This window comes from Streptomyces geranii (assembly GCF_002954775.1).
GTDB classification, from domain to species: domain Bacteria; phylum Actinomycetota; class Actinomycetes; order Streptomycetales; family Streptomycetaceae; genus Streptomyces; species Streptomyces geranii.
Genome location: NZ_PJME01000015.1, coordinates 95596 through 122453, shown reverse-complemented (window position 1 = coordinate 122453; position 26858 = coordinate 95596). Strand labels below are relative to the sequence as shown.

At 72.5% G+C, this 26858-nt stretch carries 22 protein-coding genes; 4 read left to right on the top strand and 18 right to left on the bottom strand.

The genetic code is table 11. The features are described 5' to 3' along the window. Positions 1-7 precede the first annotated feature (7 nt). Positions 8-3355 (top strand): S8 family peptidase, encoded by a 3348-nt coding sequence (locus tag CW359_RS21445; protein ID WP_105971687.1) that lies wholly within the window; start codon positions 8-10, stop codon positions 3353-3355. A 38-nt stretch (positions 3356-3393) separates the two neighbouring features. On the opposite strand, the gene CW359_RS21440 is transcribed toward CW359_RS21445, so the two are convergent. Genes CW359_RS21440 through CW359_RS21430 form a run of 3 tightly spaced genes read right to left on the bottom strand, consistent with a single transcriptional unit; the run spans position 3394 to position 5190 of the window. Beyond that, positions 3394-4281 (bottom strand): DUF3592 domain-containing protein, encoded by an 888-nt coding sequence (locus CW359_RS21440; RefSeq protein WP_232838506.1) that lies wholly within the window; start codon positions 4279-4281, stop codon positions 3394-3396. Beyond that, positions 4278-4751, bottom strand: a complete 474-nt coding sequence (locus CW359_RS21435; protein ID WP_105971686.1) for a hypothetical protein — start codon at positions 4749-4751, stop codon at positions 4278-4280. Before CW359_RS21435 ends, CW359_RS21440 begins: the two co-directional genes overlap by 4 nt. A 1-nt stretch (position 4752) precedes the next feature. Next, positions 4753-5190 carry a hypothetical protein gene (locus CW359_RS21430; RefSeq protein ID WP_105971685.1) on the bottom strand — a complete coding sequence of 146 codons (438 nt, stop codon included), beginning with the start codon at positions 5188-5190 and terminating at the stop codon, positions 4753-4755. 139 nt (positions 5191-5329) lie between these two features. Here CW359_RS21430 and CW359_RS21425 point away from each other — a divergent pair, with 139 nt between their 5' ends. The 3 genes from CW359_RS21425 to CW359_RS21415 are packed head-to-tail and all read left to right on the top strand — an operon-like array spanning position 5330 to position 10975. Then, positions 5330-6715 (top strand): hypothetical protein, encoded by a 1386-nt coding sequence (locus tag CW359_RS21425; RefSeq protein ID WP_105971684.1) that lies wholly within the window; start codon positions 5330-5332, stop codon positions 6713-6715. Then, positions 6715-8001 carry a hypothetical protein gene (locus CW359_RS21420; protein ID WP_105971683.1) on the top strand — a complete coding sequence of 429 codons (1287 nt, stop codon included), beginning with the start codon at positions 6715-6717 and terminating at the stop codon, positions 7999-8001. The genes CW359_RS21425 and CW359_RS21420 overlap by 1 nt, the downstream gene beginning before the upstream one ends. Before the next feature lie 13 nt (positions 8002-8014). Then, positions 8015-10975 carry a CHAT domain-containing protein gene (locus CW359_RS21415; RefSeq protein ID WP_105971682.1) on the top strand — a complete coding sequence of 987 codons (2961 nt, stop codon included), beginning with the start codon at positions 8015-8017 and terminating at the stop codon, positions 10973-10975. Positions 10976-11079: 104 nt separating this feature from the next. Here CW359_RS21415 and CW359_RS21410 read toward each other — a convergent pair whose 3' ends face one another. The 15 genes from CW359_RS21410 to CW359_RS21340 form a co-directional block, all read right to left on the bottom strand. Beyond that, positions 11080-12003 carry a GlxA family transcriptional regulator gene (locus CW359_RS21410; RefSeq protein ID WP_105971681.1) on the bottom strand — a complete coding sequence of 308 codons (924 nt, stop codon included), beginning with the start codon at positions 12001-12003 and terminating at the stop codon, positions 11080-11082. A gap of 10 nt (positions 12004-12013) precedes the next feature. Next, positions 12014-12616: a cysteine hydrolase family protein gene (locus tag CW359_RS21405; protein WP_105971680.1), complete on the bottom strand. Its 603-nt coding sequence runs from the start codon at positions 12614-12616 to the stop codon at positions 12014-12016. Positions 12617-12714: 98 nt separating this feature from the next. After that, the gene (locus CW359_RS21400; RefSeq protein WP_232838505.1) at positions 12715-13683 is read right to left on the bottom strand and encodes a Rieske 2Fe-2S domain-containing protein; all 969 of its coding nucleotides are present in this window, start codon (positions 13681-13683) and stop codon (positions 12715-12717) included. A gap of 57 nt (positions 13684-13740) precedes the next feature. Then, complete coding sequence (fabG, locus tag CW359_RS21395; protein ID WP_105971753.1) at positions 13741-14463, bottom strand: 3-oxoacyl-ACP reductase FabG; 723 nt, start codon at positions 14461-14463, stop codon at positions 13741-13743. A 32-nt stretch (positions 14464-14495) separates the two neighbouring features. Further along, positions 14496-16049, bottom strand: a complete 1554-nt coding sequence (locus CW359_RS21390; protein ID WP_232838504.1) for an MFS transporter — start codon at positions 16047-16049, stop codon at positions 14496-14498. Positions 16050-16159: 110 nt separating this feature from the next. Beyond that, positions 16160-17647: a nitrosuccinate lyase gene (locus tag CW359_RS21385; protein ID WP_105971678.1), complete on the bottom strand. Its 1488-nt coding sequence runs from the start codon at positions 17645-17647 to the stop codon at positions 16160-16162. Next, the gene (locus CW359_RS21380; RefSeq protein ID WP_105971677.1) at positions 17644-19632 is read right to left on the bottom strand and encodes an FAD/NAD(P)-binding protein; all 1989 of its coding nucleotides are present in this window, start codon (positions 19630-19632) and stop codon (positions 17644-17646) included. Before CW359_RS21380 ends, CW359_RS21385 begins: the two co-directional genes overlap by 4 nt. Next, positions 19629-20558 carry an NAD-dependent epimerase/dehydratase family protein gene (locus CW359_RS21375; RefSeq protein WP_105971676.1) on the bottom strand — a complete coding sequence of 310 codons (930 nt, stop codon included), beginning with the start codon at positions 20556-20558 and terminating at the stop codon, positions 19629-19631. The genes CW359_RS21380 and CW359_RS21375 overlap by 4 nt, the downstream gene beginning before the upstream one ends. A gap of 5 nt (positions 20559-20563) precedes the next feature. Then, positions 20564-21124 carry a hypothetical protein gene (locus tag CW359_RS21370; protein WP_105971675.1) on the bottom strand — a complete coding sequence of 187 codons (561 nt, stop codon included), beginning with the start codon at positions 21122-21124 and terminating at the stop codon, positions 20564-20566. Continuing rightward, complete coding sequence (locus CW359_RS21365) at positions 21121-22809, bottom strand: class I adenylate-forming enzyme family protein (protein ID WP_105971674.1); 1689 nt, start codon at positions 22807-22809, stop codon at positions 21121-21123. The genes CW359_RS21370 and CW359_RS21365 overlap by 4 nt, the downstream gene beginning before the upstream one ends. Further along, positions 22796-23548, bottom strand: a complete 753-nt coding sequence (locus CW359_RS21360; protein WP_105971673.1) for a hypothetical protein — start codon at positions 23546-23548, stop codon at positions 22796-22798. Before CW359_RS21360 ends, CW359_RS21365 begins: the two co-directional genes overlap by 14 nt. Continuing rightward, entirely contained in the window at positions 23545-24810 is a 1266-nt protein-coding gene (locus tag CW359_RS21355; RefSeq protein WP_105971672.1) for a beta-ketoacyl-[acyl-carrier-protein] synthase family protein, read from the bottom strand. The genes CW359_RS21360 and CW359_RS21355 overlap by 4 nt, the downstream gene beginning before the upstream one ends. Further along, positions 24800-25090, bottom strand: a complete 291-nt coding sequence (locus CW359_RS21350) for a hypothetical protein (protein ID WP_105971671.1) — start codon at positions 25088-25090, stop codon at positions 24800-24802. Before CW359_RS21350 ends, CW359_RS21355 begins: the two co-directional genes overlap by 11 nt. Continuing rightward, positions 25087-25362 (bottom strand): acyl carrier protein, encoded by a 276-nt coding sequence (locus CW359_RS21345; RefSeq protein WP_198655320.1) that lies wholly within the window; start codon positions 25360-25362, stop codon positions 25087-25089. The genes CW359_RS21350 and CW359_RS21345 overlap by 4 nt, the downstream gene beginning before the upstream one ends. A 110-nt stretch (positions 25363-25472) precedes the next feature. Then, a complete protein-coding gene (locus tag CW359_RS21340; RefSeq protein WP_232838503.1) occupies positions 25473-26825 on the bottom strand; it encodes a class I adenylate-forming enzyme family protein in 1353 nt (450 codons plus the stop codon). Positions 26826-26858: the final 33 nt, after the last annotated feature.

The following is a 26858-nucleotide window of genomic DNA, read 5'->3' as shown; positions in this document are numbered from 1 at the left end:
GTTTCCGTTGAACCACCGCAACAGACGAGCACGCGAGGCTTCCGCTCTCGCCCTGCTCACCGCCGCCGCTCTCACCGCAGCCCTGCTCGGTGCGCCGGGATCCCAGGCCGCACCGACCGGAAGCGGCACCTTCGGGGCCCTCGGGAAGGCTAGGACGGTCACCCTCGTCACCGGGGACCGGGTCACCCTCGACGCCGACGGGCAGGTCACCGGCGTACGGGCCGCCAAAGGGCGGGAAGGGACCACCTTCCGGATATCCCAGGACGGGGAGCGGACCTACGTCGTCCCGCGCGACGCCGAGCGGCTGCTCGCGAACGGGACCGCCGACCGGCGGCTGTTCGAGGTCACGCAGCTGGTGAAGTGGGGCTACGACGATGCCACCCGCCCCGACCTCCCCCTCATCGTGACGTACGCCAAGGGCCAGGCCCTCGCGCCGAGCGCGTTCTCCGCCGCCGGCGCCCGGGTCAGCCGGGATCTGCCCAGTGTCAACGGGGACGCGGTGAAGGCCCGTAAGGCCGACGGCGCCGAGCTGTGGGAGACGCTCACCGGCGGCAGCGGGGGCAACGGCACCGCGCGTTCGGCGGCCCGGGTCGAGAAGATCTGGCTCGACGGGAAGGTGGAGGCCGCCCTCGACAGGAGCACCGCCCAGATCGGCGCACCCGAGGCCTGGGCCGCCGGGTACGACGGCAAGGGCGTCAAGGTCGCCGTCCTGGACACCGGGGTCGACGGCACGCACCCGGATCTGCGGGGCCGGATCGACGCGGCCAGGAACTTCTCCGAGTCGGCCGACACCGTCGACCGCGTCGGGCACGGCACGCATGTCGCCTCCACCGTCGCCGGGTCCGGTGCGAAGTCCGGGGGCAAGTACAAGGGGGTCGCCCCGGGCGCCCGGCTGATCAGCGGCAAGGTGCTCGACGACAGCGGCTACGGCGAGGAGTCCGGGATCATCGCCGGTGCCCAGTGGGCCGTCGCCCAGGGCGCCAAGGTGATCAACCTCAGCCTCGGCGGCCCCGACGGCCCCGGTGACGACCCCCTCGAACAGGCGGTGAACGAGCTGTCCGCCTCCTCCGGCGCCCTCTTCGTGATCGCCGCCGGGAACGACGGCCCGGCCGCCGGCACCGTCGGTTCGCCGGGCAGCGCCGCCGCCGCGCTCACCGTGGGCGCGGTGGACCGCGACGACACGATGGCCGACTTCTCCAGCCGGGGCCCGACGGCGGACGGTTCGCTGAAGCCGGACATCACCGCCCCCGGCGTCGACATCGTCGCCGCGAAGGCAGCCGAGGGCACCGAGGGCGACCCGGCCGCCGACGGCTACGTCTCGATGAGCGGTACGTCGATGGCGACCCCGCATGTCGCGGGCGCCGCCGCGATCCTCGCCCAGCGCCACCCCGACTGGACCGGCGAGCGCCTCAAGGCCGCCCTCACCGGGTCCGCCAAGCCGACGGTCGGCGTCTCGGCGTTCGCGCAGGGCACGGGACGTACGGACATCGTCCGCGCGCTCGACCAGCGGCTCAGCACGACGCCCGCGACCGTCGGCTTCCCGGCCCAGCAGTGGCCGCACACCGACGACAAGCCCGTCACCAAGGACGTCACCTACCGCAACGACGGAGACAGCCCCCTCACCCTCGACCTCACCACCGAGGCGTACGGCGAGGACGGGAAGCCCGCCGCCGAGGGCATGTTCGAGGTCTCGCCGAAGCGGCTCACCGTCCCGGCGGGCGGTACGGCGACCGCGCAGGTCACCGCCGACAGCAGCGCGGGCACGGCCGACGGCGGCTTCGGCGGCTCGGTCGTCGCGACGGACGGCGCCGGCACGACCGTACGGACCGGTGTGGGCCTGCAGCGCGAGGTCGAGTCGTACGACCTGACGGTCAAGCACCTCGGCCTCGACGGGAAGCCCACCGGGCGGTCGGAGACCGGGGTGCAGGGGCTCGACAACGAGATCTGGAACGACTACGCGGACGACACGGACGGCGAGTTCACCGTGCGGCTGCCCAGGGGCCGGTACAGCCTCGAAGGCCGGATCGACACGGGCGCGAACCCCGACGCCGGTGAGCTGGCCCTCCTCCTCAACCCGAAGTTCTCGCTCACCCGTGACACCACCCTCGTCATGGACGCCCGCAAGGCCAAGCCGGTCCGGATCACCGTGCCGGACGCCAAGGCCAGGCAGACCGACGCCACCCTCAACTACGGCTTCGCCATCGACCGGCAGCGGAGCGTCAGCACGTACGACCTGGGCAGCTTCGCCAAGCTGCGGGTCGGGCAGTTCGGCGCCCGGCTGCCCGGGAACGAGGCGTTCGCGCAGTACAACGGCACCTGGACGCACGGCAGTACGAACTACCGGCCGGCGATGAACCGTACCGGCGACCTGTCCGGCTTCACCATGAACCTGAAGCGCTCGCAGTTCGCCAAGATCGGCATCCCCGCCGGTGCGTCCGTCAAGGGCAAGAAGGGGTCGCTCGTCGCCGCGCCCCTCGTACCCGGGGGCGGCTTCTGGCTCGACTTCCACCCGACCGAGTTCGCCCTGCCCGCCAACCTCACCGAGTACGTCCTGCCGGGCGTGCAGTGGCGGTACTCCCTCTGGCAGACGAGCGGCACGGACGCGGACGGCGAGACCGTGTACGACGCCGGTCAGTGGACCGCGAACCCCCGTACGTACAGCGCGGGCAGGCAGTACACCGAGCGCTTCAACACCGGCGTCTTCGGCCCGCACCTCACGGGCCCGCTGACCGGCAACGAGGACCGGCCGGGTGCGGTCCGGGTCGGTGACACCTTCATGGCGTACCTTCCGCTCTTCTCGGACGGCGCCGGGCATGTCGGCGACTCCAGCCACAGCAGGGCCAGGAGCACCCTGTACGCGGGCGGCACGAAGATCTTCGCCACGGACACGGACCTGTCCGGCGTCTCGTACGACCTCCCCGCCGCCAAGCGCGCCTACCGCCTGACCACGGACGTCTCCCGCCCCACCTCCCTCTCGTCGGTCTCCACCCGGGTCGCCGCCGAGTGGACCTTCACCTCCGCGCACGTCACGGGGGTCGGGCAGCGGCTGCCGCTGTCGGTGGTCCGCTTCTCGCCCAAGCTGAGCGCGGCGAGCACGGCCAAGGCGGGTACGAGGTTCTCGGTGCCCTTCACGGTCGAGGGCGCGGCCACCGCGAGCACCGCCCGCAAGCTGGCCTTCTCCGTCTCCTACGACGACGGCCGCACCTGGCAGCCGGCGAAGGCGGTCGCAGGCAAGCACCTCGACCTGCGCCACCCGGCGAAGGCGGGCACGGTGTCGCTGCGGGTGACGCTCACGGACAAGGACGGGAACACGCTGAAGCAGACGATCCAGCGGGCCTATCGGATCGTCAAGTAGGGGCTCGGGAGCGGAAAGCCTCCGTCGACGGTCACTGGTCACTGCCGCCAGAGCAGGGTCGCGCCGGTGACCGTCGCCGCCACCCCGGCGATCAGCACGAGGACGACGACGCCGAGTGTCCCCTCGTTGTCGCGGTGCTCGGCCGCCAGGTCCGGGGTGTAGACCCTTGGGGCGGCGGGCGCGTAGTGGATGGTCAGGTCGCGGCCCAGTGAGCTGCGGGGCTTGGGGACGCCCTCGCGGCACAGCACGGTCATCCGGATGCCCTCGGCGGTGGTGAAGACGATGACGGGGGCGTGGTTGACGATCTCCTCGCCCTCGCCGTCGGTGTGGACGTCCCTGGTGACGGCCACGACCCGCGCCGGTACGGCCACGGCGACGCCGTCGGCCAGCAGGGCGGCACGGAGACGTACGTTGCGCAGGTCGGCGCCCGTCGCGGTGAACACGGTGAGCAGCGCCCCGAACCCGAGCAGCGCCCACGGGTATCCCCACAGGACGGTCGCGTGGACGACCAGCCCGACGAGGAGCAGGGCGACCGCGCAGTTGGGAGTACCCCGGCCGCTCCGGTCGGGGACGGTGTCGAGCACGACACGGAACCGGTCGGGGCGCCCGCGCGGATGACGTACCGCCACCTCGCGGCCCACCCACGCCTCCGTGAACGTATGACCGTGCTTGCCGGTGTTCGGGAGGACGACGTCCGGCCCGCCGGCCGGGTGCGGGAAGGCGACCGTGACCGGTATGCCGGGGTACTTGGAGGCGCCGTGCGCGGGCTGCTCCACCGAGACGATCCGGGCCGTGGTCCAGACGGCCCGCCGGGCCGGGGTCAGTCCGGCGAGGGAGAGGGCGTAGCCGAGAAGCGCCAGTCCTGCGGGGACCGTCCACCACAGCTGCAGCAGGTCGTGCGCGTCGTACATGTGGTGTGTGTTCACCGGGTCTCGATGCGGTACAGGCGCCGGGTCGGGTCGACGACGACCGCGATGCGCAGGCCCACCCGCAGGCCGGCGTCCGGCGAGCGCTTCCAGGTCGCGTCGAACGCGGTGAATCCCGGTCCGCTGATCCGCAGGGCGACCGCGATCCCGGAGTCATCCCCGTCCGACCAGGTGCTCAGGTCGGTGATCTCGCCCGCAGCCGGCACCCCGACCGTGTCCAGCAGCCGGTTGTGCTCCCGCTCCACACTGGCGAAGCACCAGAGGGCGATGCCGAGGGGCAGGCAGAGCACGGTGACCAGGATGCCTGGGACCAGCATCGAGGCGTCGGTGAAGACGGTGAACCCCAGCAACACCGGTCCCCATACGCACATCCCCGCGGCGCTGGTGTAGAGGAGCACGGCGCCCGCCGCACCGACCCGGTCCACCCGAGTCGGCTCCGCGCCCTCCGAGCTGCCCGGCCCGTCCGTCATCTCAGGCGTCCGGCCGGTCCGTCGCCACACCGTCACCGGCGTAGAGGTAGGCACCGGGGCGGGCGGGGTCGGCGATCAGCAGCACCTGGTCGCCCGTACGCGGAATCCGAAGCTTCGAGACGATGGTCTGGAGCGCGATCCGCTCGGCGGTGCCGGTGAGCTGGAGGTCCAGGTCGACCACCGGGTCGTAGTTGATCAGCTTGCCGGTGTCGCCGATCGACACGACGACGGCCGGTACGGTCGGCACCCCGGCGGCCAGCAACTGCTGAACATCCAGGCCGGAGTTGTAGGCGCCGATCGACTGCTGCACCTTGGCGAAGTCCTCCTGGCCGAGGAACGCGCGCGTGGTCCGGCCGTAGAAGCCCTTGCCGCTCGCCACCTTGCCCGCGATCTCGGCCGCCTTCTCCTCACGGCTCTTGCGCCGCCCGAAGAGTCCCATGACTGGTTCCCCTTTCGATTCCCTCATCCGACGATGACGATCTGGACGGTAGGTGGCCGGTGACGCCTACCGATCCCAGGTTCGGCCGCAGGTCCGGCCGCCGGTCCGGTCCGAAATACGCGCGGCGTACGCTCCTGGCATGCCGTCCATCAGCCAGCCGACCGGTGAGCGCCGACCGCGCGCCCTGGTCATCGACCGTGCCTGGCGCGGCCTCGGACCCGGCCTTGAGCCGCTCAGCGGTCCCGGCGGGGCGCCGCTGACCCGGACGGTCAAGCTGATCGTGCTGCCGCTGATCGTCCGCCCGGCGCTGCGTCCCGAACTCGCGGCGGACTTCCTCGAACCGGCGCAGGCCGCGCGTCTCGACGGGCTGGTCCGGGACTCGGGCGCGCGTCTCACGGCGACGGCACAGTGGTTCACGTTGCTCAAGAAGGCCCGCCGGGCGCTGGGCATCGTCGCGGGCAACCCCCAGGACCTGTACTTCCAGCGCTGCTTCGAGCTGGCCACCGAACACGGGGCGCCCGCGGCCGACGCCGACGTGACGGCCAGGGACGTGGTCGAGGAGGTGGCGGACACCCCCGGCGGACGCACGGTGGACGCCCTCAAGAACCACCTGGCCGACGCCGCGCGACGCCTCCGGCTCGACGGGGACCTGGCCACCGGCTGGGCGCACCGCCCCCCGGCGACCTCCGACGCGGCCTCGACGGCGACGCTCGCCGCACACGCCGCCGAGGCCCTGGACGCCTGCGGCGCACCGGGCCCGGCCGACGGCGCACCCTCGTACACCGCCATGGTCGAGGCGGGCCACGGCGCCCTGTTCGGCCGGGCCCTGTGGGCGGACACGCCCGGCGTCTGGGGCCGCGACGACCTGCCGACCCACCTGGGCCTGACCGGCCGGCGGACACCGCCGCGTCCGGAGGTCGGCCGGGGCGCATCGACGGCCACCCTGCCCGCGCCGCTCGACCGCACCCTCTTCGAGCGGCTCTTCGTCGTCCTCCAGTCCTCGGCCCACCGGGACGAACTCCCGACGGTGCCGGAACTCGTCGCCCGCGAGACCGGCCGCAGCTGCGCCCCGCTCGGCCTGTACGACGAGAGCCTGCGCGTCGCCGTCGTCCTCGGCGGCCGGCTCGCGGCGGGCCTCGACCCGCTGGGCACCGGGGGTACGACGGGCCGCACGGCAGCCCATCGCGTCGTCAACAGCCGCTGGCAGCGCGAGGCTTCGGTGCTGCGCGCCCGCCGGATGACGGTCTCCCCGCACCCGGATCCGGACGGCGGCGGCGTCCTGGACGCCCTCGCCCAGGACCTCCGTACGCCGTGGGCCGCCTACATGCGGCGCCTGTGGGTACGCCTGCACGGCCGCGACGTCCGCGACGCACCCCTGCCCGACCTCGCGTCGGCCTGGACGGTGCTCGACGGGGTCGCCCGCTCGGTGATGATGGACCACCGCGCCCGGGTCCGCTCGGCCCTGCGCACCCTGTCGACGGGCACCGCGCCTGCGGTCGGGGCGGCCGGGACGAGGAGCGCGTGATGGCGGGGGCGGGCGTGGAAGTGCGGGTCGCGCGGGGCGGGGACGGTACGGTCCGGGTCGTGCCGGTCGGTGAACCGGCCCCGGTGGAACGGGACTTCACTCGGGCGGTCCTTGAGGTGGCGGGTGCGGTACTGACCTGGCCGGTTCCGGATGACTCCGTCGGCCTGCCCTCGGCGGAGATCGACGATCCGGGGCGGGCCCAGCAGTGGCTGTGGGTGGTGTACGGGGAGGGCGTCGCCGCGGCCGTCCACGACTGCGCGGACACGGATACGGGTCCGACCGGCGTACGGGTGACAGCGCACCCGACCGCCCTCACCGGCGGCTCGGCCCGCCTCGCCCTCGGCCACTGGGCGGCCCGCTGGTGGCCGGCCTCGTACCCGGACGGGATACCGACCCTCGAACCGGCCTTGCTGGGACTGGAGTTGGCCGCGCTCACCCACCACTGCCAGCAGCTGTTCGACGGTGACGAGGGCGACGACCGCGCGTCCGAACTGATCGTGGAGCACCAGGAAGCCCTGGACCCGCTGATCAGGTGGTGGCGTGGAGAGGCTCAACAGACGCACACAGCACGCCATTTGGAGAGCGTCCTGCGCCTGATCGACGACGCGGCGGACACGGCGGGCCTGGACGGCCCGGCCCTGCGTGAACTCCGTACCTCCCTGTACCGGCAGGGCCCGACCGGTGGTCCGCCGACAGCCCCTGCCACGCTCTTCACACATCCCGACCGCGCCTACGCCCTCGCAGCGGGCGAACAGCTGGGCGCGGGCGGCCGGTTGATCGCCAGGGGCCACGGCACCAACGACTGGCGCCGCTACCCGCCCGGCTTCGTCGACGCGGCCGAGGACGCGGTGGCCTGGACGGCGCGGGCACTCGGCGCCCGGCGGCGGATCGAGGTCGAGGTGGTCGCCCACAGCACGGCACCGCTGGCGGGGGCACAGCTCGTCGCGGAGGTCCACGTGAACGGCGGCGACCCGCACCGCGTGCCCCTCACCAGGCAGAACGACCTGTGGACGGGCCGCCGCGAGCTGGCCCCGGAGCTGCTGGCCGGGGTGCCGACGCCACATATCGAGGTCGGCGTCCTGCTGCCGGGCTTCGACCCGGCCCCCGGTACACCGGAGGACGCGGCCGGGACCCGCGCGGCCCGTGAAGCCGTACGGGCGCTGGTCCGGCGTCGGCTGACAACTGCGGCGACGGAGCACTCGGCGCACGACGGGTCGCCGCACGACACCCCCTCGGCACCGTTCCTCGCCGAGACCGCAGCCGCCGTCACGGACGAGGACTACTGAGGACTGCTGACACATGCCGAACGAGGAGAACGAGCGGGAGCCGCAAGAGGCGGGCGCGGGCGTGCCGCAGCTGTACGGGGAGCCGTTCGACAGTGCCTTCGCCCTGGCCGAGGAGCACCAGCTGGCGGGCGACCTCGCCGCAGCGTGCGCCGTGTACGCGGAGTTGCTCACGCTGGCGGAGTCCATCGAGGACTCGCCCGACGTACGTTTCCTGCGGGCACACCTGCTGTCCAACCTCGCGAGCGTCCGGCTCACCGCGACGGACCTGGCCGGTGCGGAGGAGGCGGGCGGACGCGCCCGCGCCCTGCTGGACAGCATCGCGTCGCATCCGATGGGCCCGCGCGGCCGTCAGCTGTGGCTGGAGATGCTGCTCCGCACGCTGATCGGCAGAACCGACCTGCTGCGCAGGACCGGCCGCCTGGACGAGGCGCTGGCCGCCCTCGACGAAGCGACGCTCAGACTCCCGGAGTTCGACGACCCCGAGGGCCTGCGCGGATCCGAACTGGCCCTTAGCCGTGTGCTGTTGCTGATGGACCGGGGCGAGTGGGGCCCGGCGGAGGACCAAGCGACGGCACTCCTCGCCGCCCTCCAGGCGGCCGGGGCAACGGAGTTGGAGACGGTACCGAGGCTGCTGACCACCCTGGCCCTGATCTGCTCCTCGACGGGCCGGTTCGACGCGGCCGAGGACCACCTGACCCGCGCGGAGGAGCACTACCGCGCCCTGGGTGACCTCGGCGAGCAGCGGACGATGCTCGCGCACCGGGCGTGGGTAGCGCTGGAGCGGGGCGAACACGCCCTGGCGGAGCGGCTGTTCGGGGAGGCGTCCGCGTACTTCGAGCAGCAGGGGCTGTACGGGGACCTGGCGGTCTGCGAACAGGCCCGGGCCCATCTCGCGGGCCTGCGTGGCGACTTGGCAGGCGCGGCCGACCTGACGACGGCGAGCCTGGCCCGCTTCGAGGAACTGGGCGCCTCGATCGCCGCCGCCGACACGATGCTGCTGGGTGCCCGGCACGCGTACGACCGTGGCGACATCGAGGAGATGAAACGCCTGGCCCAGACGGCCCGTGACGTCTACCAGGAGCGGGAGGTGTACGAGCGCTGCGCCCAGGTCGACCTCATGCTGGCGACCACCCTGGAGGACAACCTCGTCCGGACGGACCACGGCGACCACGAGCGGCGCTCGATCGCCGACGCGCTCTCCCTCGCCCTCCCCGCCGCCCTGGCCCTCCAGGCGGCCCGCTACGACTTCGCCACCGCCCACGCCCGCGCACAATGGCTCCAACTCGCCGACGAGGGAATGGAGTTGGCCTTCCGGCTGGCGATCCGCCGACAGGACCAGGGCCTGCTCTTCGAGCTGGTGGAACACCGCAGCGCGGGCGCGTCCCTGGCACTGACGCCGCCCAGCGAGGCAGGTCCGGGACTGTTCCCGAACGCGGCCATGAAGGCGGACAGGGCGTACGGGCGAGCCGACGGCCCGTTGGCGCTCGGGGGAGTGGCGGCGGAGGCGGCGGCATCGGCGGGCCTGCGGGTCGCGCCGCCGCCGAAGGTGCGGATGGCCGCCCAGGGCCCCGGCCGGGTCGCGCTCCAGGAGTACATCGCGGCGGCCGAGTTCCGCTATCACCGCCGGATCGTGGACGACGACGAGGTCCCCTTCTGGATCACCGACGACCTCACGAACCGGCCGGTCGTCCAGATCCGACTGGCCGACGCCGGCGACCTGTTCATGACCTGGACCTGGGCGGGCGGCGCGAAGGGCTTCGGCACGGGACACGCCCCCGCCGACGAAGTCGACGAAGCGGTGCGGGAGTTGGCAGCCGCGTTGCCCGAGTCGGGCAAGGGCGCGGCGGGAATGGCGCGGGCACTCACCTCGGGCGCACTGGCGAACCCCGCCGCCGAGCGCCGCCTGGCCCGCCGACTGGCGGAAGCCCTGTGGCCGGAGGGCCTGACAGCGCAGATACGCCAGGTGGCGGCACACACGGGCCACCGCCCGCTGATCCGCGTCCAGCCGTCCCCGAGGGTGGCCCAAGTTCCCTGGGAACTACTAGCGTTGGACGCGGACACGGATACGGATACGAACGTAAGACTGATAGACCTCGCGGACGTCGCGACGACAGCACCGACATCACTACGCCGCCCGACTCCGACACCGGACGCGCAACCCGAAGCGAAGTCCGAAGCGAAGTCCGAAGCGAAGTCCGACGGGGTCGTCCTCGTCCTGGACCCCCGAATCCCGGGATTCCGGGCCGACTCCCCGCTCGGCTCGGTCCTCGGCCCCCCTGGCTCGGACCCGGACCTGCTCTCCCTCGTCCGGAAGCACCTCGACGCGGGCACGGCAGTACCGTCCGTCACCACCCCGGCGGAGGCGTTCCGCCGCACCGACCTGGACCGGGACTGGCTGAGCGAGGCCCTCCGCAAGGGCCCGCGCAGGCTTCTCTACGTCGGCCATGTGAGCGGCGCCCCGGTGGCGGGCGGCCAGAGCGAGGACGGCACGCTCCATCTGTCCTGCGGCCCGGACACCACCGGCCTGACCGACCCGATCCGTACCCACCGCCCGCTGTCGGCGAAGGACCTGCTCCTCGGCACCCTGCCACTGCGCGCCGACGGCGAACCGGGCTCCCGCATCTGGCCGGCCCCGCCCCGGGTGGCCCTGATCGCCTGCGAGAGCGGCGGCGACCTGCGCTTCGCCGAGTCCTTCGGCCTGGCGACGGCCATGCTCCACAACGGCGCCGACCTGGTGACAGCCACCCGCTGGCCCCTCCCGACAAGCTTCGCCTTCCACCGTCTGGCGTCCCTCCCGGAGTCCGTACGACCCCTGTCGGCGGCGATCACCGCGATCGACGCGGCACACGAACACCCGGACCCGGTGGGCAGGTTGGGCGACTGGCAGCGCGAGCAGCTGGACAACTGGCGGGCGGGGGGCCGGATCGAGCACTCGCCGCTGCTGTGGGCGGCGATGACTTGCATCGTCGTATGACTGGTCGGACGGCGCACTGCTGATGCCTGGCCGCCCGTCCCCTCTCCCCGGTGATGCTCGGGTGATGGACAGCCACGAAGGCGGAGCCGACGGACGCCTCGTCCTTACCGCCTGCCGGGAAGAGGCGGCCGTGCCCGCAACCGTCGCAGCATCCGGGCGTCCTCGAAGCCGACCGAGCGGGCGGCGGCGTCGACCGTGGTGCCGTGGCTGATGAGGTGTTCGGCGCGTTCCAGGCGGAGGGTCTGCTGGTAGCGGAGTGGGGTGAGGCCGGTGGCGCGGGTGAAGAGGCGGGTGAGGGTGCGTTCGCTGACGTCGGCCGCCGAGGCTAGGCCGGGCAGCGGGAGCGGCTCGGCGAAGCGGGTGTCGATGAGGTCCTGGACGCGGTGCACGGTGTCGTCGAGGTGGGAGCGGTGCCGGAACATCGCGCTGGACTGGGGTTCGTGGCCGTTGCGGCGGGCGTAGACGACCATGTCCCGGGCGACCTGGGCGGCGACGGCGGGTCCGTGGCGGCCGGCGACGAGGTGGAGGGCCAGGTCGATGCCGCTGGCGATACCGGCCGAGGTGATCACCCGGTCGTCGGTGGTGAACAGGACGTCGCGGACGACGACCGTCCCGGGATGGCGCCGGGCCAGTTCGTCCTGCACGTCGTGGTGGGTGGTGCAGCGGCGGCCCCCGAGCAGCCCGGCCCGCCCGAGCGCCTCCGCGCCCGCGCAGACGCTGGCCACGCTGCCGCCCCGGGCGTGGTGGTCCCGTAGGACCTTGAGGTGGGCGTCGGCGATGGGGGGCGAGTCGGCGAGGGTGCGGGCCCGCCAGCCGGGTACGACGATCAGATCGTCGGGGCCGAGTTCGGGCCAGTCGAGCGCGGCGACCAGGGGCAGGCCCTGTGCGGTGGGGACCTCGGGCCGTTCGGCGACGTAGGCGAGGGTGTAGGGGTGCCCGAAGTCGGCCGCGGTGGAGAAGACCTGCGCGGGGCCTGCCAGGTCCAGCAGATGGACTCCGGGTACCAGGAAGAAGACGACGTGGCTCACGATTCGGTCATTATGCCCGAGGGGCTGCCGCCGCCTCCACCTCGTCGACCGTGGCGATGGTGGCGAAGCGGCCGGCGAGGGCGTACTCGGTACGCCGGATGATCTCGTCGGCGGGCAGGGTGCGGGGGTCGGCGAGGAGTTCGGCGACCGTCAGGTCGGCGGGGGCGTCGCGGTGCGCGACCGGGTTGGTGGCGGTCGCGTCGACGACGAAGGTGACCTGGTAGCCGAGGTCGCTCGCGACGCGGGCGGTGGTCTCCACGCACTGCTCGGTGCGGATACCGCAGACGGCGAGTTCGCGGACGCCGCGCTCGGTGAGGAGTTGCTGCAGGTTGGTGGTGGTGAAGGCGTTGTGCGAGGTCTTGTGGACGAGGGGTTCGCCGTCCTCCGGCGGCTCCAGCTCCGCCAGCGGCCGGACGTGGCCGAGGGCAGGATCGAAGACGTCGCCGGAGCCGGGCTCGGAGTGCAGTACCCACACCACCAGGTCCCCGGCCCGGCGGGCGTGCCGGACCAGCCGGTTCACCTTGTCGGCGATCTTCGGTTCGGAGATCGTCTCCCACAGGGGGTGCGCGCGGAAGGACTCCTGGACATCGATGACGATCAGTGCTCGGGTCATACGTCCAGGGTCCGCCGTAGGACGGGGAGGTGGACAGGCCGCATCGGGTCCGGGACCGGACCGATCCGGTCACTCATGAACGACCGGCCGACGCCGGACTACTGCTCCGGGTAGAACTGCGCGTACCACCGCCGCAGCGCCCGTATCCCCTTCTCGTGGGGGAGCAGTACCGGCCGGGCCTGGTGGATCTTGTGGTCCCAGATCGCGACCTCCTCCCGTACCTCGTCGAGGGCCTCCGCGCGGAAGACGAGCTTGAGGACGGGCGTCAGGAACCGGAGGGGGAAGGGGGCGGGTTTGCGCAGGTAGTACAGCATGCGGAGTTCGCTGGTGCGGTCGTCGAGGGGGGTGGTGAGGGCGACGGCGGTCACCGACAGCACCGGCCCGTGGACTCGGACGACCATCACACCGGGCCCGTACATGAACGCGTCGAAGGTGTTGTTGATGTCCCAGGCGAGCACCCGCCGGGAGATCCGCCCACGGGCCTCGGCGTACGGACCGTCCTCCCGCCACTCCTGCACGGGCGGCTCGCTCTGGCCGTGGATGAAGTGGAAGTGGGACTCGTCGACGATGTTCTCGCGCATCTCCTGGACATGGACCCGAGCCCGGCAGACGTCGTCGATCGGCGCGGCGAAGTCCCGCGACCCCGTCTCGGGAATCTCCGGCACCTCCCAGGAGGGCTCACCGGGCCCGACGTACACGAAGACGAGCCCGCTGTGCTCCCGCACGGGAAACCCGCCGAGGGCCACCTTGGGCGTACGGACCGCGAACGGCGCCTCCACGCAGGCCCCGTCCACCCCGAACCGCCACCCGTGGAACGGACACACGACCGTGCCGTCCACGACCTTCCCCCCGGCGCCGAGATGCGCCCCGTAGTGCGGACAGTGCGCGTCCCGCACGGTCGCCCGCCCGTCGGCTCCCCGAAAGGCGATGAGCGCCCGCCCGAACCGATGCAGACTCACGACCTTCCCGGCCCGCAACTCCCCACTGCGCAGCACCCCGTACCACCCGTAAGGGACGAAGGGCATCGGATACTCGTCGGCCCGGGGATCGCGGGGGAGGGAACTCATCGCCGCGACCGTGTCATGACTCCGCCATAGACGCATGGGCGAATGCTAGGTCCGGGCTCAGTGCCCGAGCCCCGCGCCCCCGTCCACCGGAATCACTGCTCCCCGCACATACCCCGCCCCTCTCCCCGCCACGAAGGTCACCGCGTCGGCGATCTCCTCGGGGCGGGCCAGGCGGCCGGCCGGGGTCTGGCGGAGGAGGGTTCGGCGTTGGTCGGGGGTGAGGGCGTCGCTCATGTCCGTCTCCGTGAGGCCCGGTGCGATCACGTTGCAGGTGATGTCCCTGGGGCCCAGCTCGCGGGTGAGGGAGCGGGCGAAGCCGATCAACCCGGCTTTCGCCGCCGCGTAGTTGGTCTGGCCCGCCGAGCCGTGCAGGGCGGCTGTGGAGGAGATCAGGACGATACGGCCATGGCCCTCGCGGAGCATTCCGCGCACCGCGCGCTGGGTGACCCGGAAGGCGCCGGTGAGGTTGGTGTCGATGACCGACGTGAAGTCCGACTCCGTCATCCGCACCAGCAGACGGTCGTTCGACGTGCCCGCGTTGGCCACCAGGACCGTCACCGGGCCGTGGGCCGCCTCGGCCTCGGCGAGGGCCTCGTCCACTTGCTGACTGTCCGTCACATCGCAGCGTACGGCCAGGAATCCGGCCGACTCCGGGGGTTTCCCGTCCCGGTACGTCACCGCGACCCGGTCGCCCGCCGTCGCGAAGCGGCGGGCTATGGCCAGCCCGATCCCCCTGTTCCCGCCGGTGACGAAGACCGAACGGGGCGTCGCCTGCGCCATCATGGCCTCGCTCTCCAAGTTCCTCTCCTCCGTCATGGGGATTCCACCCTTGGGTTCGGGTTCGGGTTCGGGGTCGGGGAGTGCGGGTTCGTGTTCTCGTTCAGGTTCTGGTTCGGTGCTCTTGTGCGCAGGCCCGCCACCGACACCGCGAAGCCGATGAGCGCCAGGGCCGCGATCGACAGGGTGGCCGCGTACATCGCGTCCAGGAACGCCCGGTCCGCCGCCTTCGTCAGTTCGGGGAGGTGGAGGGTGTCGGCCAGGGCGCGGGCCGACTCCGCGGACGTGCGGGCCCGTTCCAGGGTGGGTGCAGGCAATTCCCTTACCTCCGAAGGCAGTTCGGAGGCGTCCGACATGCGTGCCCGGTACACCCCCGACAGGATCGAGCCCGCCATCGCCACCCCGAGCGTTCCGCCCACCTGCCGCGTCACGCTGTTCAACGCTGATCCCGCGCCCGCCAGTTGCGGCGGCACCCCGCTCATCATCACGGCCGTCACCGGCGTACCGACCAGGCCCATGCCGAAGCCCTGGACCCACAGCAGTGTCGCGATGAACCAGATCGGGGTGCCGCCGTCCAGCCAGGCGTACGCGATGTACGTGACCGCCGTCGCCAGTACGCCCGCCGCCACCGTCCAACGGGCCGTGAACCAGCGGCTCATGGCGGGGGACGCCTGGCTGCCCAGGACGATGCCGATCGCCGCGGCGATCATCACCGTCCCGGCGTCGGCGGGGGAGAGGCCGCGCGGGCCCTGGAGGTAGAAGGCCGCGTAGAAGAGGTGACCGGCCAGCGCCATGAACGCGATCAGCAACACCACGCTCCCGGCCGCGAATCCGGGCTGCCGGAACAGCCGTACGTCCAGGCTGGGCGCCGCCGACCTGCGCTGACCCGCCACGAACGCGGCCAGCAGACCGCCGCCCAGGAGGAGCGGGACAAGGACGTGGATGCCGTACCAGGTACGGCCGTTGCCCAGCTCGATGATCCCGTAGACCACTCCGCCGAGGCCCACGACCGACAGCGCCAGGCCCGGCAGATCCAGCCGTCGGCGTGCCGGGCCCTTCAACTCCGGTACGACCGCTGCCACTCCGGCCATGCACAGCGCCACGATCGGCACGTTGACCAGGAACACCGAGCCCCACCAGAAGTTGCTGAGCAGCGCCCCGCCGACCACCGGACCGACGGCCACGCCCAGGCCGCTCGACGAACTCCAGATCGCGATCGCCCGGGTGCGCTTCTCCGCCGGGGTGCTCTGCACGATCACCGACAGCGTCGCCGGCATCAGCAGCGCGCTGCCCGCGCCCATCACGGCCCGCGCCACGATCAGCCAGCCGGGGGAGGACACGAACGCGCCCGCTCCCGAGGCCGCGCCGAACAGCGCCAGGCCCGCAAGGAGCGTGGTCCGGGGGCCGAAACGGTCGGCCAGCGCACCGCCCGCGAAGAGCGCGCCCGCGAAGACGAGCGTGTACGCGCTCGCCACCCACTCCAGTTCCGCCGGGGTCGCGCCCAGACCGTCCGCCGGGTCGGCCAGGGTGGTGACGGCGACGTTCAGGACCGACGTGTCCAGCCAGATCAGCATCTGGGCGCAGACCACGACCAGCAGAATCGGCCACGACCGGGACGGGGACGGGGATGGGGATGGGGGTGAAGGTGACGGGGATGCCGATGGTTTGGGCTTCCCTGTGCCGTCCGGCCTTAACTCGCTCACCGCGCCCCTCCGTTGGCCTTGGCCTTGGCCTTGGCCGTGGTCTCGTGCTCGGCCTCGTTCTCGTTCTCGTACGCGCGCAGTGCTCTGTCGACCAGTGCGTCCGCCGCGCCCGTGTAGCGGGTCGGGTCCAGCAGGTCCTGGAGGCGGGCGGGGGGCAGGGCTGCCGTCAACTCCGCGCTCTCCGCCAGGAGTTCGGTCAGGGAGCGGCCCGTGTTCGCCGACTCCGCCGACGCCGTCGACAGCAGCTTCTTCGCCTTCGCCTTGCCGAGCACCGGGGCCAGCGCCACCGCCAGCCGCTCGGTGACGACCGCTCCGCCCGTCAGTCGGAGGTTGGCGAGCATGCGGTTCGGGTGGACGATCAGGCCCTCCGCCAGTTCCACCGCCGTGTGCGCAGCGCCGCCCGTGAGGCGCAGGGCCTCCCGCAACGGCTGCCACTCGGCGTGCCAGGCCCCGGCGGGGCGTTCGTCCTCGGCCAGCAGGCACTGCGCCAACACCAGTGCGTACGCCGGGACTTGGCGGGCCGCCGACACGATCAGCGTGGCCAGCGCCGGGTTGCGTTTCTGTGGCATCGCCGACGACGCCCCGCGTCCGGCCGCCGCCGGTTCGGAGACCTCGCCGATCTCCGTACGGGACAGCGTCTGCACGTCCAGCGCGAACTTGCCGAGCGCCCCGGTGACCAGCTGAAGCACCGCGCCCAGTTCGGCGATCGGCGTCCGTACGGTGTGCCAGGGCAGCGTCGGCTCGGCCAGCCCGAGGGCCTGTGCGAAGGGGGCCAGCAGTTCGATCCCGCCCGTACTCTCGGCCGCCCGCTCCGCGCCGCCGTCGAGGGCCGCGTACTCGCGGTACGCGGCCAACGTGCCTGCCGCGCCACCGAGTTGGGCGGGGAGCGCGGACCCTACCGTCCGTACCCGGGCCAGGGCGTCGAGCACCAGCCGCAGCCAGGCCGCCGCCTTCAGGCCGAGGGTCGTGGGCACCGCGTGCTGGGCCAGTGTGCGGCCGGCCAGGACGGTGTGGCGGTGGGTGTCGGCCAGGGTGGCCAGGGCGGCGGCGGTGCGTTCGAGGTCGGCGGCGATCAGGTCCAGGACGCGGCGGGCGATCAGCATCGCCGCCGAGTCCAGGATGTCCTGGCTGGTGGAGCCCCGGTGCACGTACTCGGCGGCGGCCGGGTCCTGCGCGGCGACCACCTCGGTCAGGGCGGTGACGAGCGCGACGACCGGATTGGCGGCGGCCCGGGCCTCGTGCGCCAGGGCGACAAGGTCGAGCCGGTCGGCGTGCGCCTCGGCCGCGATCACCGTGACAGCCGCCGCCGGAGTCAGCCCCACCGCCGACTGGGCCCGGGCCAGGGCCACTTCGACGTCCAGCATGGCCTGCAGCCACGCTTCGTCGGTCACCTCGGCCGCCGCCGGCGTACCCGCCCAGGTCGGGGCGAGCAGACCCGCGTCGGTGCCCACGGAAGCGGGCCCCTGTCTCCCGTTCATGCTCATCGGCTCCCTGTGCTCGACACCTGACGGACGGTCAGTTCGCCATCCTGTGCAGCTTCTTCGGGATCATCCAGCCGCAGCACCGCCCGCGCAATCGCGTCCGAGTCCTCCAAGGTCACCGAGCCCACTCCCGGCCGGATGCCGACCGCCGTCACCCAGCGCACCCCCTCCGTCGGCACCCCGAAGGCGAACCGGCGCGGATGAGGCCGCCCCGACGCGTCCAGCAGGCGGGGCGCACCGTCGGTCACCGCGACCCCGCCCAACTCGTGCCGCCGGTCGGGCTGGTACGGGACGCACGCGCCTGCCGCCAGCAGCCCCCGCAGCAGCGGATCGGCGCTGCGCCGCACGTCGATGTCGGGCAGCCGCGCCTCGACCAGCGCCTTCACCGCGACCGGCGCCTCGGACACCCCTTCGGCGTCGACGAGGAACCCGGCCCCACGGAACCCCTGCCCCGCGCCTTCCGTCGCCCGGACCCGCATCCCCGGACCGACCACCCGCACCACCTCGGCCTCGATCAGCGCGATCAGCTGCTCGATCCGGAACGCGGGCGGCCCGATCGACGTGAACGCGTTCAACGGCGTGTACCAGCCGTCCAGTTCGGCCCGGTACGACTCCCCGGACACCCCGCCGTGGTCGACCACCAGCCGGACCTCGTTGCGCAGATCCCGCAGCGCGTCCAGTGCCGCCTTCAGCGGCCCGTTCACATTGCCGAGCCGGGCGGCGGCGACATCCCGGCGCAGATGGGCGAGGAGCCAGTGCCGGAAGGCGGCCCGGTCCGCGAAGTGCCGCTCGCCGTACGGCCGTTCCACGCGCCGCCAGTCCCAGCGTTCGTCCGGCGGTACGTCGTACCGGTCGAGGAGCACCGGCTCGGGATCGCGCCCCGCGAAGCAGGACCGTACGAACTCCGCCGCCGCCCAGGGGCCTTGGGCGGACCGGATCAACGCCTCGTAGTAGACGGTCCGTACCTCGCGGTCGATCAGCGGCCAGACGTCCGCCCGGAAACCGACCGGGCGTCGGCGCAGCCCGGCGATGACCTCCGGGGTCAGGAAGCGGGGGTGGTGGCGGCCGAGCGCGCCCTTCTCGTTCTCGCCGCGCGCGTGATACGGCACCCCGCGCCGCGAACCGGCGTACAGCACAGGCTCGTTGCCGCTCGGGATGTAGACGAGGCCCGCTCCCCGGCCGCCCTGCTTGAAAGTGCCGCCCCGGCCCTCGGTGAGCAGCGCGAGCTGGTCGAAGAAGTTCAGCCCGAGCCCGCGCAGGGCGACCGGCGTGCCCGGCAGGAGGCCGCTCAGATCGGCGTCGGCGGGGTTGGCGGGCCCGACGTAGGCCACGCCTGCCCCCGCGTGCCGGTCGGCGAAGGAGCGCAGGGCGAGTTCCTCCCCGGCAGGGGTCAACTGGCCGTGCCCCAGGGCGAGTACGACCGCGTCGAGGCCGGTCAGTCGCGTGCCGTCCGCCAGGGTCACCGTCTGGCGCCTGTCCCGTGCGGGGGCTTCGGTCAGCGCGGTCGCCGTCGTGCGGTGGGTGTGGACCGTGACCTGGGCGGGGGCGGTGCGCAGCAGGTGCCGGAAGACCCACTCCAGGTAGTGGCCGTGGAAGGCGCGGGTCGGGTAGGTGTCCGGGCCGATGCGCCGGGCCTCCGCGCGGACCCGCGCCGGGTACGCCCCCGGGTCCAGGGCGCGCGCCCACTCGTACAGGCTCGGGCCCGCCACCGTCGGGCCCGCGCACGGCACGCTGTCGTCGGTGAACAGGGTGACCTGGGAGGCGACCGTGTTCATCAGCAGTTCGGGCGGCTGATCGGTGCGCCACACCGCGCCCGGCCCCGGCGGGTACGGGTCGACGAGGTGGACGACGACCGGGTGGCCGGCCCGGCCCGCGTTGGCGCAGAGCCGCTCCAGGACCGAGAGCCCGCGCGGACCGGCGCCGATCACACACACGACGACGGCCTCGCGCGAACCGGCCTGGCGAGAGCCTGGCGCGGGTTCGGTCATTCCTGGCCCAGCCCGTCGCGCCAGCTCGGCCGCAGCGGCTTCCAGCCAAGTTCCGTACGTGCATGCGCATTTGACGCGCCGGCCGCCGTGGTGAGCTGGTGGGCCATGAACCAGCCGAGCAGCCGGGGCGCCATCGTCACCGGGATCGTCCGGGGGGCGGGGGCGCCGAGCGCGTCCGCGAAGTGGGGCAACCACTGGGCGGCCGGGGCCGGTTCGTCGTCCGTGATGTGGAAGACACCGGTCACCGCCGACTCGACGGCCGCGACCGCCGCCCCCACGGCATCCTCCACATGCAGGAAGGAGGTGATCCCGGCCCCGCCCTCGGGCAGCGGCAGCTTCCCGGCCGACACCCGCCCGGCGGTGCCCCCTTCGGTACGGGAGTAGGCGGTGCCGGGGCCGTAGAGGGTGCCGTACCGCAGCACGAGTCCGCTCAACTCCCCTCCGCCGTCGAGCACTTGCGACTCCAGGTCGGCGACGGCCCGTACGGTCGCTGCCCAACCCGGGTCCGGGGCGTCCACGTACAGCGGCACGCTCTCGTCGACGACGGCGTCTCCGGTCGGCGCGGCGGCGAAGGCGATGCTCTGCGCGACCAGCCGCCGGGCACCGGCCGCACGGGCCGCCGCGATGAGGTTGGCGGTGCCCTCGGTACGCAATCGGGCGGTCCGCGCGAAGGCTTCCGGCGGGTCGTCGCGCAACAGCCGCAGCGCCGACAGCTGATGGACGACCACGTCGGGGCGTACGTCCGACACGGCGGCCGACAGCGCGTCCCGGTCGAGGGCGTCGGCGACCACGACCGAGTCGGCCTCCGGAGCGCGGGCTCGGGACTCCTCCCTTACCAGCGCGCCCACTTGGTGCCCGCGCGCCCGTAACGCGCCGACCAGCGGATGTCCGACCACTCCGGTGGCTCCGGCGACAAGTATCCGCACGGTGCTCAGTCCTCCGTACCGTCGTCAGTTGCTTGATTGAGGGGGGTGCGTACGCGCATCAGCAGGCGGCACGCCTTGTCGCCGTCGCGCAGACAGGACTCGGCGCGGTTCTCGGCGAGGGTCACGCCGAGGCCCTCGGACCAGCCCGCGTGGATGTCGGTGCAGGGGCAGCGGTAGCCGTCCAGGGAGCCGGCCATCCGGACCATGGTGACGGCGAAGCTGCGGCGCAGCGTGAGGACGATCAGGTCGTCCTCCTCGACTTCCGTGGCGGCGTTGCGCAGTTCGGGCGGGAACATGCGGTCGCCGCAGTCGTCGTACCGGCGGCGCAGTTCCTCCAGGTCCTTGCGGGTGTCGCCGGTGTCGGGAAGCGGGCCGGAGAGACGGCCGACGCGCTGTCCGACATGCGTCGCGACCTTGCGCAGCGCCTCGGCGTTCAGCTCGTTCGCGGCCTCCTGCCCGAACCGACCGGCCACCGCCTGATACCAGTTGGCGTCGTGCTGCCACCAGAGGCGGTACGCCTCACTGGCCCGGGCACGGTAGTTGACCCCTTCTGTTCCGGTGCTCATCGGCGCTCCTCGGCAACGAGGGAGGCGGTGAAACGGTCGCGCATGACCCGCTTGAGGACCTTGCCGGTGGCGCCCTTGGCGACGTCGTCGGGCTTCATGCGCAGGGCGCGGGTCATGGGCGGATGGCCTGCGGCCTTGAGGACCGCGTTCACGCGGAGAGTCAACTCCTCGTCACCGTCCCCGACTTCTGGTCTCGTCTCGTCCGCGAGTTGGAGCAGCGCGTACGCGTCCGCCACCCCGTCGCCGTCCCAGTCCGCCCGTACGCCGTCCTCGGCGACGCCGACGACCGTGCAGTCCGCCAGTTCGGGCAGTTCACGGAGGAGGAGTTCCTCGGTACGGGTGCTGAAGACCACGCCCGCGCGGGTGCGGATGGCGTCCGGGGCGCGGTCGAGGTGGTAGAAGTTGCCGTCCTCGTCCTGGTGGGCGAGGTCGCCGGTGAGCCAGTAGCCGCCGAGGCGCATCCGGTTCCAGGTCAGCGAGTCGTTCCAGTAACCGGGTGTGAGCGTGGGGGACTTGAGGCCGAGGCGGCCGATCTCGCCGGGTGGCAGCGGGGTGCCGTCCTCGGCGAGTACGGCGGCCTCCGCGAAGCTGATCGGCCGGCCGACGCAGCGCGAGTACGCCGAGGTGTCCTTGGTGTGCCGGTTGTGGAAGACGGAGTAACCGGCCTCGGAGGAGCCGAGCCCGTCCACGAAGACGGAACCGTCGACCCGTACCCGCCGCAGATCCTTGCCGATCGTCTGGTGGCTGCCGTGCCGCACGAGGGCCCGGATGTGGGCTTCGTGGGCCGCGTCCCCGGTGTTGAACCACACCTGCACGCTGGACAGATCGCGGGCGGTGAGGTCCTCGGCGGCCATCTCGCCGAAGGTCCCGGCGAAGGCCAGCACGGTGGTGGGCCTGAACTCCTCTATGGCGTCCAGGACTTCGCCGCCGCGCTGGCTGGAGAGGAGTTTGATGTCGGTGCGCAGGAGGAGGCAGTACAGCAGGGTCGCCACCATCGCGTTGTGCGCGCCGGGGAGTCCGACGAGGGTGCGTTCCATGTCGGTGCCGGTGGAGTAGCGCAGCCGGTGCAGCTGCGCGTACATCAGCGTGCGGTGGGTGTGCGGAACTCCCTTGGGCATACCGGTGGTTCCGGACGAGTGCGAGATCAGCACCGGGTCGGTGGGGTCGTGCCGGTAGGGGTAGGACGGGGCGGGCGGGAGCGAGGCGCGGTGCTCGGGGCGGATGTCGGCGGCGGTCGCGCAGAAGCCGAGGCCGGGGGCGGCCGAGAGGACGTCGTGATGCTCCCGGTCCGTGAAGGCGCCCACGGCACCCTGCCTGCGTACGTACTCCCGCGCGATGTCCGGCGGGAGGTTGCCGTTGACGAAGGACGGGATCGCGCCGAGGGAGGTCAGCGCGAGGAAGTTCACCGCGAACTCGGCGCTGGAGTAGGAGTGCAGGGCGACGGGGTCACGGGGCCGGACACCCTGGGCGGCGTACCAGCCCGCGTAGGTCTCGACGACCTCGCACAGCTCCCCGAGGGTGAGCTGCGTGGGCCGACTCCCGTCGGGGGCCTGCCAGTTGCCGTCGGTCCGCAGGACGACCTCGTCGCGTGGCCGGTCGTACGCGGTGAGCCGGGCCAGGACGTTGCCGGCGCCCAGTTCGGTGTCGGAGCAGATCCGGGCCCGCTCCTGCCTACTGATGAGCATGGGTGGGGGTCTCCGTCTCGGTAGTGCCTTGTCCGGGGAGGGCGGCGGCATGTGCGGTGGTCAGCTCGAACAGGCCCTGTGCGGCGTCCGGTTGCTCGACCGGGCGGCCGGTGCCGGCGGACCGGCCGAGCAGCAGCGCGGCGGCGACTCCGGCGGGGGCAGGGGGGAGGGCAGACGCGGGCATGGCGGAGGAGACCGAGGGAACCGGACCCCCGTGGGCCGCGGCCAGTTCGCGGTGCACGGCGGCCACGCGCTCGCCGCCGCCCAGCTCCACGCCGAGCACCAGGATTCGGTCCAGCTCGGGGTCCTCCGCCAGCAACAGGACGGCCATGTCCAGGAGTTCGGTGAGCGGGTCGGCGAGGGTGGAGAGGCTGAACATCTGGCCGGTGATCCCGAACTCCCGACTCAGGTGCCCCAGCACGGAGTTGGCGGTGGCCTGCATGAACAGCAGGGGACTGAGGACGCGTCCGGACACGATGCGCAGGCTGGCCAGGTCGGCGGTGGTGGTGTCACCCATCAGACTGACCAGCGCGACGGCGGTACGGTCACCGTCCCCCGGGCACTGGGTCAGACACCTCGCGGCGACCTCGTAGGCCAGTGGGCTGAACGCCGACTCGATGAAGCCCGGCAGTTTCGGCAGCGTGATGTCGTCGTCCCGGCCGGTGCCGTGAGTGGCGGTGGCGGCGGCGAGGACGGAGAGGGAAGCACGCACGTCCGGGGAGTCGGTCGTGGTCGTCATGGCCGCTCCAGGACGAGTGCGGTGTTGGCGCCCCCGAAGGCGGCGTTGATGGTGAGCGCGCGGCGCGGGTCGGCGGGGCGTGGGGTGTTGGGGACGTAGTCGAGGTCGCACTCCGGGTCGGGGGTGCGGTATCCGGCGGTCGGCGGGAGGACGCCGTCCAGCAGGGTGAGCATCGTGATGACGAACTCCACGACGCCCGCGGCCTCCAGGAGGTGCCCGGTGGTGCTCTTGGTGGAGCTGACCGGTATCGACTCGGCCCGCTTGCCGAGGGCCGCGTGCAGCCCCCGGGTCTCGGCGCCGTCGTTGTACTTGGTGCCGGTGCCATGGGCGTTGATGTAGTCGAGCGACGCCCCGTCCGGGTCCCCGGCCAGCCGCAACGCCTGCCGGGCGGCCCGCGCGAGACCGACACCCTCCGGGTGGGGCTGCGCGATGTGGTGCGCGTCGGTGGCGGCACCCCACCCGACGACGGACGCGAGCGACCTGGCCCCGCGCCGCCTGGCGTGCTCGGCGGACTCCAGCACGACGGCGGCGACGCCGTCACCGAGGAGCAGCCCACTGCGATCGGCACTGAAGGGACGTACCGTCCCGTCCCCCGACAAGGCCCGCCCGGAGTTGAACTTCGCGAAGGTCTCCTCCTCGACGAGATACCCACCGGCACAGACGGCCACGTCGACCCGCCCGGAGGAGATCAGCCGACAGCCATGAATGAGCGCGGCGGCGGAGGCAACACAGGCGTTGGTGAAGGTGAGTTGGGGCCCGACGAGACGAAGCCGCCCGGCAAGCAGCGAGGCGAGCAGCGCGGGCACGGCATCGGCGACATTGTTCAACTCCGGCGAGGGGAGCGCCCCCTCAGGGGCGCGAGGCTGTGACATTTGCGGCTCCGCCGCGTGGGCGCGACCAGCCACATCCGACCCGCGCCCGACACCCGACCCCTCACCTCCCCGCCAGTACCGGGTAACACTCTGATGATCCCCGGCAACCCCAAGCAGCACCGCAGCCTCAGAACCCACCCCAAGCCCGGCCATGAGCAACGCCTCGTCGCCGCACTGCCCGAGCGCCTCCCGCAACGCCCACCCCTCAACCGCATCCGCCCCACCCTCGGGCGCTGCCGCCGCGAACGCCGTACGGTACGGCCCGGTGTCGAACCGAGTGGTCGCCCGGAACGCCGGCACCCCCGCGAACACCCCGCGCCGCAGGGCATCAACGCCCGCACCGAAAGCGGTCCGTACGCCGTACCCGGTGACCGTCACCTCACGACTCACCCCCAACTCCCCCTTCCTGGGCGCTCCGCAGAAACCCGGTGAGCCGCCGCAGCGAGGTCAGTCCGGCGATGTCCTCGTCGCTGGGCTCGACGACCAGCCCGTACCGCTCCTCGACGACATGCAGCAGCCACACCAACCCGAGGGAGTCCAGGACGAGTTCGGCGTCCTCGCCCAGGTCGTCCGGCAGCCCGGGGAAGACCTTCCGGTCGGACAGCAACTCCCGTACGGAATCAGGGGTGATGCCGGTGCCGGTACCGGCGGCCCCCGTGCTCGTGCTCATGCCTTCGCACCGCGTCGTACGACCTCGGTGACGAGCCCGCCGAGGGTGAGGGTGGCCAGGGGTTCGATGTCGGTGTCGGGGATCTCGACACCGAACCGCGACTCCAGCCGCAGGGTGAGTTCGATCAGGCTCAGGGAGTCGACGTCCAGCCCGCCGACGGTCACCGGACTGTCGTCCGTGATGCCGTCGCGGCTCGTCAGGATGTTCATCTCGTCAATGACCGCGGTCAGAACGAACTCGCGGATCTCGTCTTCCAGGATGGACGTGCTCATACTCGCTATCTCCAAAAGAATGGGGGAATGGAGCGCCCCTTCAGGGGCGCGGGGAACTGCGCGACAAGCCACAACGAACCCGCGGACAACAGACATCCTGCGGAAGCGCGTTACCCGGCGGAGCGCAACAACGCAGCCTGCCGAACCAACTTCCCATTGGGCGTACGAGGCAACGCATCCAAAACCCGCACAACCCGAGGCACCTTGTAATCAGCCACCCGTTCCCGACACCACCGCACCAATTCCTCGGCGGAGGGCCGCTCCACCCCCGCCCGCACCGCGACATACGCCTCGGTCACGTCCTCGTGGACCAACACCGCCTGTTCGACGGCCGGATGCTCGCGAAGTACGTTCTCCACCTCGGTCAGATCCACCTTGAGTCCGCCGATGACGACGAGGGAGTCGGCCCGCCCGCGTACGAACACCGCACCGGTGGCGTCCAGTTCGGCGCGGTCGCGGGTGTGCAGCCAGCCGTCGGCGTACTGGGTGCCGCCGGAGTCGAAGAGATACGGGGACTCGTCGAGGGCGACGTCCAGTTCGCCCCGCTCGACGCGGACCACCACACCGGGCGCCGCCCGCCCGACGGACGGACGGAGTGTGCCGCCGACGTCGATGGCGACGATGCCGGTCTCGGTCGTCCCGTAGGCCTCGCCGACCCCGACGCCGTACCGCCGTGCGAACCCCGCCGCGACCCGCGGGGGCATGATCTCGCCGCCCGACATCGCGACCCGCAGGTCCGGCAGTTCGGGCAGGTCGGGCAGTTCTGGTTCGGTGGGGCCGGACTCGGGTGCGGCGGTGAGGAGTTCGTAGTGCGCGGGGACGCCGAACACGGCGGTGATCCGGTGTTCGCGCGCGGTGCGCAGGATGTCGCGGGCGGAGACGCGGGGCGCGAAGACGACGGAGACGCCGGCGGCCAGGGAGTACAGCAGGCCGCCGATCAGCCCGAAGCTGTGCGCGGTCGAACTGAGCAGCAGCAGCCGGTCGCCCTTGCCCGGCATGCCAGGCACCCCGGCGAACCGGTCCACCTCGGTGGCGAGCGAACGGGCCGTCCTGCCGATGACTTTCGGCCGCCCGGTGGAGCCCGAGCTGAACTGGACGAGCCGGTGCCCGGTGGTCGCGGGGAGTCCGCTCCGGCGCCGCTCGGTGAGGACCTCGTACTCGGACCGGAAACCGAACGTGGCCCGGACGTTGGACCCGGCGCTGACCATGAACTGCGGCCGGCACGAGCCGCACAGCGCGGCCACCTCGGGCGGCTTGAGCCGGAAGTCGAAGAGCAGCACCTGTGCACCGAGCTGCCACAGGGCCAGCAGCACCTCGATCTGCGTGAAACTGGGCGGAGTCCGCAGCCCCACGGTGGAGCCGGGCCCGATGCCGTACCCGGCGAAGACCGCGGCCTGCTTGACCACCCGCTGCCGTAACTCGCCGCGGGTGACCGTCTCCTGTTGGTGTGTCAGATAGGGCAACCGGTCGTCGTGAGCGTCGAACAGCTGCCCCAC

Excerpts from the sequence above, each read along its gene's own strand:
- CW359_RS21345 (WP_198655320.1), bottom strand. The coding sequence starts at position 25,362 with ATGAGCACGTCCATCCTGGAAGACGAGATCCGCGAGTTCGTTCTGACC.
- CW359_RS21420 (WP_105971683.1), top strand. The coding sequence starts at position 6,715 with ATGGCGGGGGCGGGCGTGGAAGTGCGGGTCGCGCGGGGCGGGGACGGT.
- CW359_RS21385 (WP_105971678.1), bottom strand. The coding sequence starts at position 17,647 with ATGAGCATGAACGGGAGACAGGGGCCCGCTTCCGTGGGCACCGACGCG.
- CW359_RS21400 (WP_232838505.1), bottom strand. The coding sequence starts at position 13,683 with ATGAGTTCCCTCCCCCGCGATCCCCGGGCCGACGAGTATCCGATGCCC.
- CW359_RS21415 (WP_105971682.1), top strand. The coding sequence starts at position 8,015 with ATGCCGAACGAGGAGAACGAGCGGGAGCCGCAAGAGGCGGGCGCGGGC.
- CW359_RS21430 (WP_105971685.1), bottom strand. The coding sequence starts at position 5,190 with ATGGGACTCTTCGGGCGGCGCAAGAGCCGTGAGGAGAAGGCGGCCGAG.
- fabG (WP_105971753.1), bottom strand. The coding sequence starts at position 14,463 with ATGGCGCAGGCGACGCCCCGTTCGGTCTTCGTCACCGGCGGGAACAGG.
- CW359_RS21370 (WP_105971675.1), bottom strand. The coding sequence starts at position 21,124 with ATGAGCACCGGAACAGAAGGGGTCAACTACCGTGCCCGGGCCAGTGAG.
- CW359_RS21425 (WP_105971684.1), top strand. The coding sequence starts at position 5,330 with ATGCCGTCCATCAGCCAGCCGACCGGTGAGCGCCGACCGCGCGCCCTG.
- CW359_RS21365 (WP_105971674.1), bottom strand. The coding sequence starts at position 22,809 with ATGCTCATCAGTAGGCAGGAGCGGGCCCGGATCTGCTCCGACACCGAA.
- CW359_RS21435 (WP_105971686.1), bottom strand. The coding sequence starts at position 4,751 with ATGACGGACGGGCCGGGCAGCTCGGAGGGCGCGGAGCCGACTCGGGTG.
- CW359_RS21350 (WP_105971671.1), bottom strand. The coding sequence starts at position 25,090 with ATGAGCACGAGCACGGGGGCCGCCGGTACCGGCACCGGCATCACCCCT.
- CW359_RS21405 (WP_105971680.1), bottom strand. The coding sequence starts at position 12,616 with ATGACCCGAGCACTGATCGTCATCGATGTCCAGGAGTCCTTCCGCGCG.
- CW359_RS21360 (WP_105971673.1), bottom strand. The coding sequence starts at position 23,548 with ATGACGACCACGACCGACTCCCCGGACGTGCGTGCTTCCCTCTCCGTC.
- CW359_RS21380 (WP_105971677.1), bottom strand. The coding sequence starts at position 19,632 with ATGACCGAACCCGCGCCAGGCTCTCGCCAGGCCGGTTCGCGCGAGGCC.